Origin of the sequence: Streptomyces sp. NBC_00190 (assembly GCF_036203305.1) — a bacterium.
Classification (GTDB): domain Bacteria; phylum Actinomycetota; class Actinomycetes; order Streptomycetales; family Streptomycetaceae; genus Streptomyces.
In genome coordinates this window covers 992,787-1,008,996 of the sequence record NZ_CP108131.1, presented here as the reverse complement: position 1 = coordinate 1,008,996, position 16,210 = coordinate 992,787, and the positions used below count along the sequence as shown (strand labels likewise).

The window sequence follows — 16,210 nt, the reverse complement described above, 5'->3', positions numbered from 1 at the left end:
GCCCCCAGGCACGGCGCCTCGCCGCGTTGTCGCAGTACCCGAGTGCGTCCAGTACAAGGGCACTGCTCCGCCTTGCGATGCACCGCACCGGACGACGCGGAAACGCACCCCACTTCCCCGAGACCGATTAGAGGCCGTCCGCCCGGCTTCGGTGCCGAGGCGTACAAGCAGCGGAACGCCGTCGAGCGGTGCATCAACCCCCTCGAGCTGGCGCGGCCTGGCCACACGATGCGGCAAACTCGCGATCGCGTACCAGGCCCCACTCCACCTTGCCGCCATCCTCATCTGGACACCTGCTGCGTCCTCGCACAGTCGTACGCCACGCACCCCGCATACCGCCGGGAATGGCGCCCGTAAGCGACCTTCAAGGACAGGATCTCGGTCGCACGCCGACGCGGACCGACGCGGCTCACGAGCCGTCAGTCCTGCGGAGGGCGACGGCTGGTGAGCCGGTGTCCACCCCGGCAGACCGGTGTCGATGTGGGCCGGGTCGGCCTTCTTGCAGCCCATCAACTCCGACAAGGCCCTGAACGCCTTGAGCGCCGGCAGCCCTTCGCGGTGGCGCCGAAGCCGACCGCCCTGACCAGGACTGCGAGCCGCCCGGCCCGCCGGTGGTGGAGGGCGGCCGATCAGGCTAGGTTGCACGGATGCCGAGGCGGTCATGGACATCTGACCCAGGCATCGACCGGTCGCCGCGCTGCCGTACATTGTCCCACGGCCCGCCGGGCCAGACCGGACAAAAGCGACAGGCGTGGACGGGAGTGGGCAGGAAATGGTGCGACGCGGACGTGCGGAGACGGGCCTGGGTGCGACCTCCGGCGCGCCCGCGGTCCCGGGCTCCGAGATCGCCGCGGCGGCCGACGGCGGCCACGCGGCCTCGGGTTGGCTCCGCCTGGGGCGGGACGGCCGGCTGACCGCCTACGCGAGCTGCGCCGAGGGCTTGGTGCGCTGGACCGAGTCGGCGCCCGGCTCGGACGTCTGGCGGGGCCCCGACCTGTTCCCCGTGGAGGGCTGGACCGGCCGGTTCACGCTGGCCCAGGACTTCAACGGCTTCGTCTGGTTCGCCGGCAGCCGTCGGCGCGACTCCGCCCCGGACGGCCGCGAGTTCGTCATAGCCGCCCAGTACCAGACCGGCCGGCCGCTCAGTGAATGGCGTGCGATAGGCAGCCCGTTCCCGCGGCAGGAGGGTGGAGCTCCGCCCCCCGGGGACCCGATGGTCCTGCCCGACGGGACGGGCTCCCTCCACGTCGTCGCCACCAGCTTCGGAGCGGGCGTCCACGGGCGGACCCGGCGTGCCGACGGCGTATGGGGCGACTGGACGGACTATCAGGGCAAGTGGGTGCGCGGTCCCGTCGTCCCGCTGGTGACCTCGCACGGGCGGGCCGAGTTCCTCGCCCCCTTCCGCGGCGGGGCCACGTACTGGCGCCAGGACGCGCCGGGAAGCGCCTTCAGGTGGCTGGGCCGCATGGAGGCCGACGCCGTCGAAGGGACGTACAGCTGCCACGAGACGGGACCCGGCTCCGGTACCTACTTCTGGCGTCACCCGGCTGACGGCGGTGTCATCGCCTACCGCCCGCAGACCCCCGCCGGGGTGCCGAGCAGGCTCATGCCCCTGGGTGGCGCCGGCGGTGTCGGACCGGTGGGCGTGGTGCGTACGCAGGTCAACGGCTATGACTGCACCGTCCTGTTGCAGCGTGGCGCCGAGGGGTACCCGGAGATCGCGGCCTACCCCACGGAGGGTGAGCACTACGGGGCCTGGTGGGCGCCCGTGGGGGACCGGTGCGCGGGGCTCCCGGCGTTGGCCCTCGATGCCCACGGCGCAGTAGCGATCGCGATGATCGACGCTGACGGGAGCCTGCGTGTCGCCCGGCGGGATCTCAGGGACCCGGGTCTCGCGTTCGGGGCCTGGTGCAGCGTGGGGTGACCTTCCTCACCGGGTGTGCTGGCCTGCTGCTGGAGGAACGTCAGATTCCGCCCACCTCATCCCGAACCGGGGGAGTTCACGAGTCCGCCGCACTCGGAATGCCATCACCCATTCGCGATAGCGAAGCTTCAAGGGGGTGTGGCTTTGCTGCACACTTGCCCGCCCTTCATCAATTGGCTTACGCTGCGCAGGCTCTGGTGAAGGTCGCATAAGTGTGCGGAGCGCGGGGGCAGGGTGGGTTGAGTGCGCGGGGGAGCGGAGTGTGGCCGGCGGCAGGGGCGGGTCCGGTGACGTCTTGCGGAGGCTCGGCGCCCATCGGGACGAGTATGACGATCGAGGAGTTTTCTGAGTGGCAGGTATGCCCCGCCTGAGTGTCGTCGTTCCCTTCCAGGATGTCGAGATCTACCTCGAGGAATGCCTGGAATCGATAGCCAGGCAGACGTTCCGCGGCCTTGAGGTCATCATGGTCGACGACGGCTCGACCGACTCCTCGACCGCGATCGCCGCGGAATTCGCCCGCCGCGACCCCCGGTTCAGGCTCCTGCGCCAGGAGTCGATGGGGCCGGGACACGCCCGTAACGTCGGCATCCGCGCGGCCCATCCCCAGGCCGAATTCCTGGCGTTCGTCGACGGCGACGACGTCATACCCGAATACGCCTACGAGTTGCTCGTACAGACCCTCGAAGCCTCCGGTTCCGACTTCGTCTCGGGCAACGTGCAGATGATGAACTCCACCAAGAGGTGGCAGTCTCCGCTGCACAAGGCGCCCATGCAGCGCAGCAAGCGCGGCACGCACATCACCAAGCTGCCGGAACTCATCTACGACCGGACCGTGTGGAACAAGGTGTTCCGGCGATCCTTCTGGGATTACCACTACATCGCGTTCCCCGAAGGGGTCATGTACGAGGATTCCTGGGTCAACATGTTCGCGCACTTCCGCGCGACCAAGGTGGACATCCTCACCGACATCGTCTACTTCTGGCGCCGGCGCGAGGGCGGTGCCGCTCCCTCCATCACGCAGCGGCACACCGAGTTCAGCAATCTCCAGGACCGGGTCGCCGCCGTGCAGTCGGTCAGCCGGTTCCTCGCGGGACACCGCGCCAGGTCCTACAGCGACCACAAGCGGAAGTACGACCTCGCCTGCCTGAAGTCCGACCTGATGCTGCATCTGAAGGTGCTGCCGGACGCCGACTCGGAATACCGGGACGCCTTCATGCGGTGGGCGAACGAATTCCTGGACGAGGCCGACGAGGACATCATCGACGAGCTTCCCGCCGATGCCCGCGTCAAGTGGCTCCTGGTGCGCGAGGGCCGGCTCAAGGAGCTCCTCGACGTCGTCGAGTTCGAGCGCAAGGGCGGCCCCCTGCCCGTCCAGCGGCGCCTGCACCGGTACCTCAACTACCCCTACCTCGGCGACCGGTCGATCGGTCTCGACAAGAGCGCCTACCGGCTGGACAAGGAACTGTCCCTGCACGGTTCGCTGACCGGCGCACGCTGGGACGACTCCGGACACCTGACCCTGGAGGGCTCCGCGTACGTCCGCTTCATCAACGTGCACAAGCGGCACATGTCGATGAAGGCCATCGCGCTGCGGAACAAGAAGCAGGGCCGGGTCGTCGTCGCGAAGGCGAAGACCACCTACTACCCGCAGGCCACCGAACACTCCCAGCAGAGCCGCTACTGCTACGACTGGTCCGGGTTCCAGGTCCGCTTCGACGTCTCCCGGCTGAGGCGCAAGGGCCAGTGGACCGAGGGGACATGGGACGTCGCCGCCGGCGTCCTGAGCCGCGGGCTCTTCCGTTACAAGGGCATTGCCCGTGGTGGCGCGGGCAGCGCCGCCAACCCGCCCTACAGGTACGTGGACAAGAACACCCGCGTCGTGCCGCTCTTCATGCAGGGGAAGCTCAAGCTCCGTGTGGAGACGGTCCGTTGCCGTATCACCCGGCACCGGATCATCGGCGACCAGCTCGAGCTCGGCGGCGTCTACCTGGGCCCCCGGCTCCCCGAGTGGGGCAAGTTCCGGGTGACGAGCATGGGCGGCGCCGGCCGCAACGACTCCTGGGTCCATTTCAAGCCCGGGGGCGAGGGCTGGTACACCTTCGTCACGCGCATCCCGGTCAAGGCGCTCGTTCCCGGTCACCGCACGAACTCCACCGACGGCGTTCCGCAGACCTGGAACACCGGCAGCAACGGCTGGAAGACCACCCTCCACGTCGAGGGCCGCAAGGCGGCCATCTATCCGGTCATGGCGGAGGACGCCACCGACGGCCACTACCGCCTGCCCGCGGACCTGCAGACCGAGGCCGCGGACCGCGAGGTCTTCGTGCACCGCAACGGCTCCGGCTACGTGGTGCTGTTCGAGCGTGACACCCTCCCGCTCGCCAAGTCCGTCACCTGGCACGAGGACGGCTCCCTCGAAGTCGTCGTCGGCTACGCGGCGGAGGACATGCTCAGCGCGGCCGAGTACGCCACGGCGCACATCGTCGTCCGCTCCCGGGCCCACGGTGCCGAGCGCGTGGTCCCCATCACTTGGTACGGGCAGGACTTCAGCTTCGTCGTCACTCCCGCCGCGATGCGCACCCTGGCCGGGGAGATCCCGCTGGCCGCCGGCCGCTGGGACTTCTTCCTGCGCCGTCAGGACCCCTCCGCGGTCACCCCGGAGAACCGGTCCGGCGACCTCATGGTCAAGATGACCCAGGAACTGATCCCCGCGTTCCCCAGTGAGATCACCGCCGACGAGCGGCGCTACGAACTGCAGGCGGAGGCGTACGACCGGCTCTCGCTGCTGGTCCACTCGGCGATGCCGGACGAGGCGCGCGGCCCGTACCGGCAGAAGCTGATGCGCACCAAGACCTACCCGGACGCCCGCCGCAAGTCGCTGAAGCAGGCGGTGCTGTTCGACGCCTTCAAGGGCACCCAGTACTCCGACAGCCCGCGCGCGCTGCACGAGGAGATGGTCCGCCGGGGCGTCGCCCTCGAACACCTCTGGGTCGTGCGCGACGACCAGGTCGCGGTTCCCCCGACCGCCCGCCCGGTCCGCATGTGGTCCCCCGAGTGGTACGAGGCCATGGGCAGGGCCCGGTACATCGTCGCCAACAACCACCTGCCCGACTGGTTCCAAAAGCGCGACGGGCAGATCGTCGTGCAGACCTGGCACGGCACGCCGCTCAAGAAGATCGGGCACGACATCGAAGCCGTGCACTTCGCGGACAAGCGGTACCTGGAGCGGGTGGAGAAGGAGGTGCAGAACTGGGACATGCTGGTGTCCCCGAACAGCTTCAGCACCCCGATCCTCCAGCGTGCCTTCCAGTTCCCCGGCGAGATGGTCGAGAGCGGCTACCCGCGCAACGACATCCTGCGCCGCGCCGACTCGGGACGGCGGGCGGCGGAGGTGCGCCGCCGCATCGGGCTCCCGCCGGGCAAGCGCGTCGTCATGTACGCACCGACCTGGCGCGACGACCAGTTCTACGCTCCGGGCAAGTACAAGCTCGACTTCCGCATCGACCTGGAGGACGCCCGCGCGCAGCTGGGCCACGACCACGTCCTGCTGGTGCGCCGCCACCCCAACGTGGTGGACCCGGTGCCCGGCGCCGGTGACGGGTTCGTCTTCGACGTGTCCGACTACCCGGACATGGCGGACCTCTCCCTCATCGCCGACGTGATGATCACGGACTACTCCTCCCTGATGTTCGACTTCGTCAACACCGGGCGGCCCATCCTCTTCTTCACGTACGACCTCGACCACTACCGGGACACCCTGCGCGGGTTCTACTTCGACTTCGAGCAGTCCGCACCCGGCCCGCTGCTGTTCACCTCGCCGGAACTGGTCGGGGCGATCCGCAACATCGACCGGATCCAGCAGGGTTACGCGGCCCGCTACCGCTGGTTCCAGCAGGAGTTCTGCGATCTGGACGACGGCTACGCCTCGGCCAGGCTGACCGACCGCATCCTGATCGCAGGGGGAGACCTCGACCCCGCGCAGGCGCAGGCGCCCGCAGGCGCGCCCGGCGGCCGCCCCACCGGGCGGGAGGGCTCCTGGGACGGACACACCCTTGACCAGATGCCGCGGCAACCGGTGAGAAGAATGGATTCCGAACATGTCTAAGGCAGGCCAGGGCGGACGGCGCATCTTCAACGGCGTGGACTCCTCCGGTGAGGTGCCCGTCGAGTACCGGTTCTCTCACGCGAGGAACGGGAACCGCCATCTGGTCGTGGTCTTCGCCAACTTCACCGCGCCCGGTGAGTACGGGATGTCGAACGGAGTTCTTGACAAGGTCCGATCGAACATCCTGTGGATCCGCGACCTGTTCGACGGCGCGAACAGTTACTACCTGTGCAAGGGGATGGACTTCTCCGTCGAACGGTCCGTCGCCGGGCTCATCTCGCGCGTCATGCACGCGCTTTCCCTGACGCCCGACGACTGCACCGTGATCGGAAGCTCCAAGGGCGGAAGCGCGGCCCTGTACTTCGGCTTGAAGTACGGATGCAGGAACATCGTGACGAGCGTGCCCCAGTTCCTGATCGGTTCCTACGTGAGGGAGGGCATCCCGGGGGCAGCCCGTCTGATGATGGGCGAGGTGACGGAGCAGAATGTCCGTGTCCTCGACTCGGTCCTCCCGGATCTGGTGCGCAGCGGCGCGAATCGCCAGGCCAACATCTATCTGATCTCCTCGCCTCAGGACGAGCAGTACACGCGCCAGGTCGAACCCTTCCTCGGACTCTTCCAGGGATACGAGAACTTCAACTTCCTCTTCAACGACTCCTCCCTCGTCGGCGCGCACAACGAGGTGGTGCCGCGGAATCTCCCCACCGTCATGGGGTTGCTCAATATCCTGGTCGAGGGAATCGCCCCCCGCATGGGCGCGGTCCGCTACGGGTACGAGCTGCCGGACCGCGACACGTCCGGGATCGACGCGTACCTCAAGGAGACCTCCCAGGTGAGGGGCGACTCGTTCCCCCGGCCGACGGTCCTGATGCCGGCGGAGGGCGGGCGCGTGCCCGGGAACGCCGTCTCCTTCGCGGGTACCGCGCCCCCCAGCGCGGTGCGGGTCAGCATCTGGGAGGACGGCAGGTACCAGGGCGCCGCACCCGTTGCGGCGGACGGCAGCTGGAACTGGCAGCGGGAGAAGCCCTGGGCCAAGGGACGGCATGCCGTCAAGGTCTTCGCGGCGGACGCGAACAACTACCAGTCAGAACGCAGTGAAGTGGTCTTCACGGCCGTGGAGCACGTCTCGGTGCCCGACCCTGCGGCGGCGCCGGTACAGGCGCCGGTGCAAGCCCCCGTACCAGCCCCTGTGCGGACTCAGCCCCTCGTGCTGACGGTGACGGCCCCGGTCCCGCACCAGCAGGTGCCGGGCTCCGCCGTGACCTTCATGGGCTTCGCCCCCGGCGCCGTGCGCGTGGACTTCCACGAGGGCGGGGCCAACCTCGGGACCTGCAACGTGGGCGCCGATGGCAGCTGGGTGTGGGACGCGGGCTGGGCCTGGAACGAGGGCGGACACTTCGTCGAGGCCATCGCCGTGGACGGAGTCGGCAACGCGTCGGCGTGGACGGCCGTCCCCTTCAGCACGGTGAACGCCTACACCGTGCCGGTGCAGGGGGGCAACTTCATTCCGAGGTTCTGACCCCGTCGGTGTCGGTGGGACGGCTCACCCGCATCACCAGGGCCCGGTGGTCGGACGACTTGGCGTCCACCACCTTGCACGCGGTACGGGGCAGCGTCGTGAAGAGGTAGTCGAGCTTCGTTCCGTCCGTGTGGGTGGGGCGCCCCGTCCGGGCACCGCCCTTCTGATCGCACTCCCGGAACGTGGTGTAGGCCTCGGTCGGCCAGATCCACGCGGACGTGTTCCGGTCTCCCACCGGCGGCGGGGAGTTGAAGTCGCCACCGAGGACCGTACGGGGGTCGGTCGCCGCGGCCTCGAACAGCGAGCTGAGCTGGTCGTCGCGGAAGTCCCAGTCGAGGTGCGCCTCGTCGCTCTCGCGCAGCGCTATGTGCGCGTTGCACACCCGCAGGCGCAGAGCAGGTACCCGGGCGCACACGATCCCGCGGTGCAGACCCACCGTCGGCTGTTCGGTCGGGACCGCCTCCACATCGGTGATCGGGGACGCGGCCAGCAGCCCGTATCCGGCCTGGCCGTGGCCCTGCCCGGTGCATTCGACGCGCCTGCTGGTGCCCGCCGCGTCCACCTCGGCGTACGGCTGGAAGACGCTGTGCCACTCCGGTCCGAGCCGCAGGGCGGCGGCCACCAGCTCCTCCGAGCAGACCTCCTGCAGGAGCAGGACGCGCACGTCCGAGTCCCCCACCAGGTCACGGATCTGCTGGAACTTGTTCTTCGGGCTCCCGGTGTCCTCGCAGTTCCACTGCTCCACGCCGCACATGTTCCAGGTCGCGACGGAGATCTCGGCCGACTTCCCGGCGGCGGTGACCGAAGCCGGCGAGTGCTGGGCGGACGAACACGCCACGGAGGCCAGCAGACTCAAGGCCGCCGCCGTGCGGCCGGCCCGGCGGCGCCTCGGCCGCGTCCCGGCCTCCGTGTGTCTGTGCATCCGGACATCATCGAGTATGCGCCGGTCAGATGGTGCATCGGGGTTGCCGGCAGGGCTCCTGAACGGCTCGTCGCCGACGGCACATGCATAGGGTGGGGGCGTGGTGACGAAGGAGGCTGAGGCCGTGAGCGGTGACCGGGTGCTGTACGGGTGCATGGGGCTGGGCGGGAGCTGGGAGCCCGGTCCGTACGGGCCCGGGGACATCGACGCCGCCGAGGCGGCGATCGAGGCGGCCCTCGACAGCGGGATCACCGCCTTCGACCATGCCGACATCTACCGGCACGGGAAGGCCGAAGCCGTCTTCGGCGAGGTGCTCGCACGGACGCCGGGGCTGCGCGAACGCGTCACGATCCAGACCAAATGCGGGATCCGCCTGGCCGGCGAGGACCGTCCGGGCATGTACGACCTGCGCGGGCAGAGCATCACGCGGCGCGTGGAGGAGAGTCTGGTCCGGCTGCGGACCGATGTGATCGACGTTCTCCTCCTGCACCGCCCCGACCCGCTCGCCGACGTCGACTCGGTCGCGTCGGCGCTGATGTCCCTGCACCGGCAGGGCCTCGTACGGCACTTCGGCGTGTCCAACATGGGAGCCGCGCAGATCGCCCACCTCCAGTCCCGGCTCGACCTGCCGCTGGTGGCGAACCAGCTGGAGATGAGCCTGCACCACCGGGACTGGGTCGAAGCCGGGGTCGTGCTCAACACCCCCGAGTACGCGGCCAACGGGTTCCCGTTCGGGACGCTGGAGCACTGCCGGGACCACGGCATCCGCCTCCAGGCCTGGGGAGCGCTGGCGCAGGGACGTTTCACCGGCCGCCAGCAGACGCCGGCCGAACGGGCTACCGCGGGGCTGCTGGACGACCTCGCCCGGCGCAAGGACACGACGCCCGAGTCGGTCCTGCTGTGGTGGCTGGGCCGGCACCCCGCCGGCATCGCGCCGGTCATCGGCACCGTCAGGCCCGACCGGATCCGCGCCTGCCGGGACGCGGCGGTGCGCGAGCCCGACCTCACGCACGAGGAGTGGTACGAACTCTGGACCACCGCCAGGGGAGTCCCGCTGCCCTGAGGCCCTAAGCGGCCTCGGGGACGTGCCCTACTTCCCCGAGGCCGCTTAGCCCCAGGAGCAGGTCGGCGACGACCGGGCGGTGGTCGGAGGCGAGGGTGTCGGCGACCGCCGCGGCGCGCACCCGCACGGCCGCCGACACGGCCACGTAGTCGATCCGCTCGACCGGCTCGTGGGCGGGATACGTGGACCCGCCCGGGTCCGCGTCCGTCAGCTCGCGCCACAGCGGGGCCAGTTCGGGCGCCGACGGCGGCGCGTTGAAGTCTCCCAGGAGGATCTTCGGCTCCGGCCCGCGCCGCATGATCCGCCGCATCTCGGCCACCTGCACCGCCCGTACGGAGGGATCGGCGCGGTGGTCGAGGTGGGTGACGAACACGCGCAGCGGTACGCCCCGTACCCGCAGGACGACCTCCCCGAAGCCCGGTGCGGGCGCCGGCGTGGGCCGCCCCGGCCCGGGGTCCTGCGTGGACAGCCTGGTGATGCGGTGGTTCGCGGCGGCCAGAACGCGGAACGCGGAGAGCACGGCCACCCCGAACTCCCGGTCGCCGATGCGGTAGATCGGGGCGAAAGAGGCTCGCATGCCCAGCCGCCCGCCGAGTTCGCGGGCCACGTCGAGCCACCGGCTGCGGGCGCCCCACCGGACGTCGACCTCCTGCAGCCCGATGACATCGGCCCGCAGGGAGCGCAGGGCTGCTGCCTGCCGGTCCAGGTCGAAGACGCCGTCGGCACCGGCGCCCGCGTGGATGTTGTACGAGACGACGCGCAGCGGGACCGGGGGAGCCGGCGCGAGCGCGGGCAGTCCGGCGGCCAGCAGCGCCAGGGCGCCACGACGGGTCGGCATCATCAGGCGACGGTAGCGGCCGCGGGCGGGTCCGCGCCCGGCGACCGGCCGCGCGTACTCCTGCGCCCGGCGCCGACGGCGTCCTTTCGGATGGGCTCCACCCGTCCCGGGCGCTCATACCGCCGAAACGGGTCGAACTGGCCTATTCCTTGTCTGATGAAGCTCCCCGTCGCCTTCGGCGCTCTCGGTGGCCTGCTGCTCTGCGCGGCCGTCGCGGCCTCTTCCGCCCCCGCCGGGCACCTCCTGGGCTCCGCCGCCCCCGTTCGGCGGACCGCACCGGCTCCGTACCAGCGGATCGTCCCGGCGCCGGCCGCCGTCGCACCCGGAGGCCCCGGCTACACGCTCGGCCCGCGCACGGTGATCCGTACGACCGCCGGCTCCGGCGAGGTCCGTGCCATCGGCGAACAGCTCGCCGCCGCCTGGCGCCGCACCGCCCGCCTGCCGCTGCCGGTCCAGGAGACCGCCGCCGAAGCCGTCACGGACGGCATCCGCCTGCGCCTGGACCCGTACGCGGGAAGCTTCGGCGAGGAGGGCTACCGGCTCCAGTCCGACGAGGACGGGGTCATCGTCACCGCCTTCCGGCCGGCAGGACTGTTCCGCGGCACCCAGACCCTCCGTCAGCTCCTGCCCGTGGGCGGCGCGCCGTGGACGGTGGCGGGCGGCGCGGTCACCGACACACCCCGCTTCGCCCACCGGGCCGCGACGGTCGAGGCCGTCCGTCCCGAGGGCGGCGGTGTCGCGCGGCTGAAGGCGTACGTGGACCAGCTCGCCCTCTACAAGATCAACGTGCTGCGTACGCGAGGCGCCTGGACCGCGGACGCGTACCGGGAACTGGTCCGCCACGCGCGCGGCCGCTACATGGAGGTCGTCCCGGAGCCGCGCCGGGCCGAGGGGAGCGCCGTGGTGATGTACGCGAGGCACGAGGGGGCGAGCCCGGCGGAGCGCGCGAAGCTCGCGCAAGCGGTGCGCGCCGGCGCCCGGGTGATCCTGTCGCCCGCCGACCGGGCGCTGTCCGTGCGGCGCGCGTACGAGTGGGACCCGGGCGACTGCCTGCCCGGCGTGCCGCGCCAGGCGGTCCTGGGCGTGGCGGCGCCACCGGAGTACGAGCAGTTCCAGCGGGTCCTCGGCGTCGCCGAACTCGGCTGGTCACCGGCCGCCGCCCTGGACTGGGACGCCTACCGGGAGCGGCTGGCGGCGCAGGGCCCGCGGCTGGACGCCATGGGCGTGCGGTACTCCCGCACGCCGGAGGTGCCCTGGCCGTAGCGGAGAGCCTCGCGCACGATCAGGACTCACGCCGCGGACGCCGTCTCCCGGGACCGTGCCTCCTGTGCACTGCGGCGGCGCAGGGCGTCCTCGTCGGTGTCCGCGTCGTAGGAGATCAGCTTCGGCAGCAGTGCGGCCAGTGCGGCCACCGACGCCACGCAGGCCAGACCGCCGCTCCAGAAGGCCGCCCGGGTGCCGGTCCACCCGGCCATCGTGCCGGCCCGTACCTGACCGAGCTGCGGGCCGACGCTGTACGAGAGCACCTCGATGCCGGCGAGTCGGCCCCGCAGCTCCTCGGGGATCGTCTGGTTCCAGATCGTGGCCCGGCCCAGCCCGCTCAGCATGTCGCCCGCGCCCGCCACCGCGAGGCACACCAGCACCGGCCAGATGCCGGTGGACCAGCCCGCGGCCGCGATCGCCAGGCCCCAGACCGCGGCGCCGCACACCACCAGCAGCCCGTGCCGGCGTACCCGCGACACCCAGCCGCTGGTCAGCCCCAGCACCAGCGAGCCGACCGCGCCCGCCGCGTACATGAACCCGAGCGCCCACACCGCGTCGAGCTCGTCCGCGAGGAACGGGAAGATCGCGTTCGGGAAGGCGAAGAACATCGCCGCCAGGTCGACGGCGTAGGTGCCGAGCAGCACCGGACGGCTCCACGCGTACCGCGCGCCCTCGGCGATCGCACGCAGCGAAGGACGGTCGGCGCCCCGCACGGGCGGAGCCGGTGCGAGCCGCAGGCACAGCAGCACGGAGACGAGGAAGCCCGCGACGGTGACGCAGTAGGCCGGGGCGTAGCCGGCGTAGGCGACGACCAGGCCGGCCAGCGCCGGACCGGCGATCGCGCCGAACTGGTAGCGCAGCCCGCCCAGCGCGGCAGCGGCGGTCAGCTGGTCGTGCGGCACGATCCGGGCCATCAGCGAGTCCAGGGCGGGCCGCTGCAGCCCGGTCAGCGCCGACACACCGGCCGCCACCACGTACAGCGGCCACAGCAGCGGGCTCGGCAGAACCGAGTTCACCAGCAGCACCAGCGCGAGCACCCCGAGCCCGGCCTCGGTCAGCAGGATCAGCCGGCGCCGGTCGACGGCGTCGGCGAGGGCGCCCCCGTACAGCCCGCAGACCACCAGCGGAACCAGTTCCACCGCGCCCATCGCGCCGACCGCCAGCGGCGAGTCCGTCAGGTGCTTGATCTGCAGCGGCAGCGCGATCATCGCCATGAACGAGCCGAAGAACGTGACCGTCCCCTGGACGAACAGCAGCCGGAAGTCCCGGCTGGACCGCCAGGGGGCGAGATCGGGCAGGACCGAGGCCCATCGGGATGTACTCACGAGGTGTCATCGTCGGCGATCGCGCAGGCCTCGGCAACGGATTTATCCGCCCCGGACGGGCGAATCCGGGACAGCGCGCGTGCCATCGGGGCTCCGCCGTGGCACCCATGAGGTCATGCCGCCGGTGTCCTCGTTCCTGCGTACGGCCGCGTCGTACGCCTGGCGCCTGCTGGTCGTCGGCGCCGCCGTCTACGCGGTCTTCGTCGTGCTGGGGCGGTTCCACGAGATCACGGTGGCGCTCTTCCTGGGCCTCGTCATCACGGCGCTGCTCGGCGCCCCCACCCGATGGCTGGGGCGCTCACTGCCCCGGTCCCTCGCGGTCGCCGTCTGTCTGCTCGGGGGCGCGGTGCTGCTGCTGGGCGGGCTGGCGCTGGTGGGCGAGGCGGTGGCCGGGGAGAGCACCACCCTGGTCCGGGAGTTCCGCGAGGGCCTCGGCAGCATCGAGGAGTGGCTGGAGCGGCCCCCCTTCCGGCTGAATCCCGGAGCGCTGACGAACATCGAGTCCCGCATCGGCGCGTACCTGTCGAGCCACCGCTCGACCCTGCTCAGTACGGCGCTCAGCGGAGCCGGACAGCTGGTGCGGGTCCTCGCCGTCCTGGCCCTCGCCGTCTTCTCCGCCGTCCTCTTCCTGTACGGCGGAGCCCGCCAGTGGTCGTGGTTCTGCGCGCAGCTGCCCGCCGCGGCGCGCGAGCCCGTGATGGTCGCAGGCCGCGCGGCATGGGCCACGTTCACCGGCTACACCCACGGGATCGTGCTGATCGCGGCGACGAACGCCGTCCTCGTCGGGGTGGCCCTGTACCTCCTGGGGGTCCCGCTGGCCGTTCCGCTGGCACTGCTGGAGTTCCTCGCGGCGTTCGTCCCCCTGGTCGGCTCGCCGGTGGCGCTCGCGGTCGCCGCGGTGGTCGCCCTGGCCTCGAAGGGACCGCTCATCGCGGGTGTGGTGATCGCTCTGATCGTGGTCATCGGCCAGATCGAGGGGCACCTGCTGCATCCGCTGGTGATGAGCTGGGCGGTCCGGCTGCACCCCTTGGTGGTGGCGATCTCGGTCAGCGCGGGCGCCATCGCGGCCGGAGTGGTGGGCGCGGTCGTCGCCGTACCGCTGGTCTCGGTGATCTGGTCGGTGCGCACCGCCCTGCGCGCCGCCCGCCTCGGGGCGGTCGACGTTTCCTGACGTTTCCTGACCAGGGGTCCGCGTCCTGCACAATCGGCGGATGAGCGATGAAGACCCGTACCTCTGGCTGGAAGACATCTCGGGCGAGACGGCCCTCGACTGGGTGCGCGAGCGCAACGGTGAAACCGTGGCCGCGCTGGCCGAGGTGCCCGGGTTCAAGGAGCTGGAGCGCGGGATCCGCGAGGTCCTCGACGACGACGGCCGGATCCCCTACGTCACCCGTCGTGGCGGCCACCTCTACAACTTCTGGCAGGACGCCGAGCACGTCCGCGGACTCTGGCGGCGCACCACGCTGGAGGAGTACCGCAAGGACCGGCCCGCCTGGGAGCCCGTCCTGGACCTGGACGCCCTGGCCGAGGCGGAGGGGGAGAAGTGGGCCTGGGCGGGCAGCAGCGTCCTGGCCCCCGAGCACCGCCACGCCCTGGTCATGCTGTCGCGGGACGGCGCGGACGCCTGCGTCGTGCGCGAGTTCGACCTTGCCGCCCTGGAGTTCGTCGAGGGCGGGTTCGAGGTCGCGGAGGCCAAGACCCGGATCGGGTGGATCGACCGCGACCGGGTGTGGATCGGGACGGACTTCGGTCCCGGTTCGATGTCCGGGTCCGGTTATCCCCTCCAGGTACGCCGCTGGCGGCGCGGCACCCCGCTCACCGAGGCGGAACCGGTCTACGAGGGCCGCCCCTCGGACCTCTCCGCCACTGCCTGGCGCGACGACACGCCCGGCTTCGAGCGGGACTTCGTCCACCGGCAGATCGACTTCTGGAACCAGGAGCTGTTCCTCCTCCCGCCGCGGACCGACGGCAGCGACGGCCCGCCGCTGAAGATCGATGTACCGGACGACGCGAGCGCCTCCGTGTACCGGAACTGGCTGACCGTCACCACGAAGTCGCCGTGGCTCGGCCACCCCGCCGGCTCCCTGCTCGCCTTCGGCTTCGACTCCTTCCTGGCGGGGGAGCGGGAGGCCGAGGTGCTGTTCACCCCGGACGAGCGCACCGCGCTCGGCAGCTACAGCTGGACCCGCCACCACCTCGTCCTCACCACCCGCGCCGACGTCTCCTCCCGGATGGAGCTCCTCACCCCCGGCCCCGACGGCTGGAGCCGCGCACCGCTGCCGGGCGTACCGCCGCTGTCGACGGCCTCCGTCACCTGCACCGATCCGGACGTGAGCGACGAGTACTTCCTGAACGTCTCCGGCTTCCTCCAGCCGTCCACCCTCTACCGTGGCACCGCGGGCGGCGACAGCGAGAGCCTCAAGCAGGGCCCTGCGCTGTTCGACACCGCGGGTCTGGCCGTACGCCAGTATTTCGCGACCTCCGCGGACGGCACGCGGGTGCCGTACTTCGTCGTCGGTCCCGAGGACCGCCCGGGCCCCGGGCCCACCCTGCTGTACGGGTACGGCGGCTTCGAGATCTCCATGGTCCCCCAGTACAGAGCGGTCACCGGCCGGGCCTGGCTCGCGCGCGGCGGCACCTACGTCGTCGCGGGCATCCGCGGCGGGCACGAGTACGGGCCGAGCTGGCACAAGGCGGCCCTGGGCGCGAACCGGGTCCGCGCGTACGAGGACTTCGCCGCCGTCGCCCGGGACCTCGTCGCCCGCGACATCACCACCCCTGCCCAGCTGGGCATCGAGGGCGGCAGCAACGGCGGCCTCCTCATGGGCGCGATGCTCACCCGCGACCCCGAGCTGTTCGGCGCGGTCGTCGCCCACGTGCCGCTGCTGGACATGCTCCGCTTCCACAAGCTGCTGGCCGGCGCCAGCTGGATCGCCGAGTACGGGGACCCGGACAGCCCGGCCGACCGGCCCCACCTGGAGCGGATCTCCCCGTACCACCAGGTCCGGGCCGAGGGGGCCCCGTACCCGCCCCTGCTGCTGCTCACCTCGACCCGCGACGACCGCGTCCACCCCGGCCATGCCCGCAAGATGGCCGCCCGGCTGCGCGAGTTCGGGCATCCCGTCCTGTTCCACGAGCACCTCGGCGGCGGCCACGCGGGCGCCACCGACCACGGGCAGACCGCCTTCAACGAGGCCCTGGTGCACACCTTCCTGTGGGACCGGCTCACCCCGTCGGGCTGACCCCGCCGA

Annotated in this window: 11 protein-coding genes; 8 read left to right on the top strand and 3 right to left on the bottom strand. The window is 71.3% G+C overall.

The annotated features are described in order from the left end of the window. Positions 1-42: 42 nt before the first annotated feature. The 4 genes from OG429_RS41385 (at position 43) to OG429_RS05085 (ending at position 7,548) form a co-directional block, all read left to right on the top strand. Complete coding sequence (locus OG429_RS41385; protein ID WP_405680476.1) at positions 43-357, top strand: DUF6221 family protein; 315 nt, start codon at positions 43-45, stop codon at positions 355-357. A gap of 415 nt (positions 358-772) precedes the next feature. Beyond that, complete coding sequence (locus OG429_RS05095; RefSeq protein ID WP_328924079.1) at positions 773-1,924, top strand: hypothetical protein; 1,152 nt, start codon at positions 773-775, stop codon at positions 1,922-1,924. 358 nt (positions 1,925-2,282) lie between these two features. Then, on the top strand, positions 2,283-6,029 hold the full coding sequence (locus OG429_RS05090; protein ID WP_328924078.1) for a bifunctional glycosyltransferase/CDP-glycerol:glycerophosphate glycerophosphotransferase: 3,747 nt from the start codon (positions 2,283-2,285) through the stop codon (positions 6,027-6,029). After that, the gene (locus OG429_RS05085; RefSeq protein WP_328924077.1) at positions 6,022-7,548 is read left to right on the top strand and encodes a hypothetical protein; all 1,527 of its coding nucleotides are present in this window, start codon (positions 6,022-6,024) and stop codon (positions 7,546-7,548) included. Before OG429_RS05090 ends, OG429_RS05085 begins: the two co-directional genes overlap by 8 nt. Here the strand turns inward: OG429_RS05085 and OG429_RS05080 are convergent. Then, positions 7,532-8,470: an endonuclease/exonuclease/phosphatase family protein gene (locus tag OG429_RS05080; protein ID WP_328924076.1), complete on the bottom strand. Its 939-nt coding sequence runs from the start codon at positions 8,468-8,470 to the stop codon at positions 7,532-7,534. The genes OG429_RS05085 and OG429_RS05080 overlap by 17 nt on opposite strands. A gap of 100 nt (positions 8,471-8,570) precedes the next feature. On the opposite strand from OG429_RS05080, the gene OG429_RS05075 reads away from it, so the two are divergent. Continuing rightward, on the top strand, positions 8,571-9,533 hold the full coding sequence (locus tag OG429_RS05075; protein ID WP_328924075.1) for an aldo/keto reductase: 963 nt from the start codon (positions 8,571-8,573) through the stop codon (positions 9,531-9,533). Positions 9,534-9,537: 4 nt separating this feature from the next. Here OG429_RS05075 and OG429_RS05070 read toward each other — a convergent pair whose 3' ends face one another. Beyond that, positions 9,538-10,374, bottom strand: coding sequence for an endonuclease/exonuclease/phosphatase family protein (locus OG429_RS05070; RefSeq protein WP_328924074.1), 837 nt, complete (start codon positions 10,372-10,374; stop codon positions 9,538-9,540). Between the two features lie 153 nt (positions 10,375-10,527). Between OG429_RS05070 and OG429_RS05065 the strand changes: the two genes are divergently transcribed. After that, positions 10,528-11,634 (top strand): beta-N-acetylhexosaminidase, encoded by a 1,107-nt coding sequence (locus OG429_RS05065; protein ID WP_328924073.1) that lies wholly within the window; start codon positions 10,528-10,530, stop codon positions 11,632-11,634. Positions 11,635-11,660: 26 nt separating this feature from the next. Here the strand turns inward: OG429_RS05065 and OG429_RS05060 are convergent, their stop codons facing one another. Continuing rightward, positions 11,661-12,959 (bottom strand): MFS transporter, encoded by a 1,299-nt coding sequence (locus OG429_RS05060; RefSeq protein WP_328924072.1) that lies wholly within the window; start codon positions 12,957-12,959, stop codon positions 11,661-11,663. Positions 12,960-13,074: 115 nt separating this feature from the next. Here OG429_RS05060 and OG429_RS05055 point away from each other — a divergent pair, with 115 nt between their 5' ends. Both OG429_RS05055 and OG429_RS05050 read left to right on the top strand, forming a co-directional pair. Next, entirely contained in the window at positions 13,075-14,130 is a 1,056-nt protein-coding gene (locus OG429_RS05055; protein WP_328924071.1) for an AI-2E family transporter, read from the top strand. 40 nt (positions 14,131-14,170) lie between these two features. Further along, a complete protein-coding gene (locus OG429_RS05050) occupies positions 14,171-16,201 on the top strand; it encodes a prolyl oligopeptidase family serine peptidase (RefSeq protein WP_328924070.1) in 2,031 nt (676 codons plus the stop codon). Positions 16,202-16,210 lie beyond the last annotated feature (9 nt).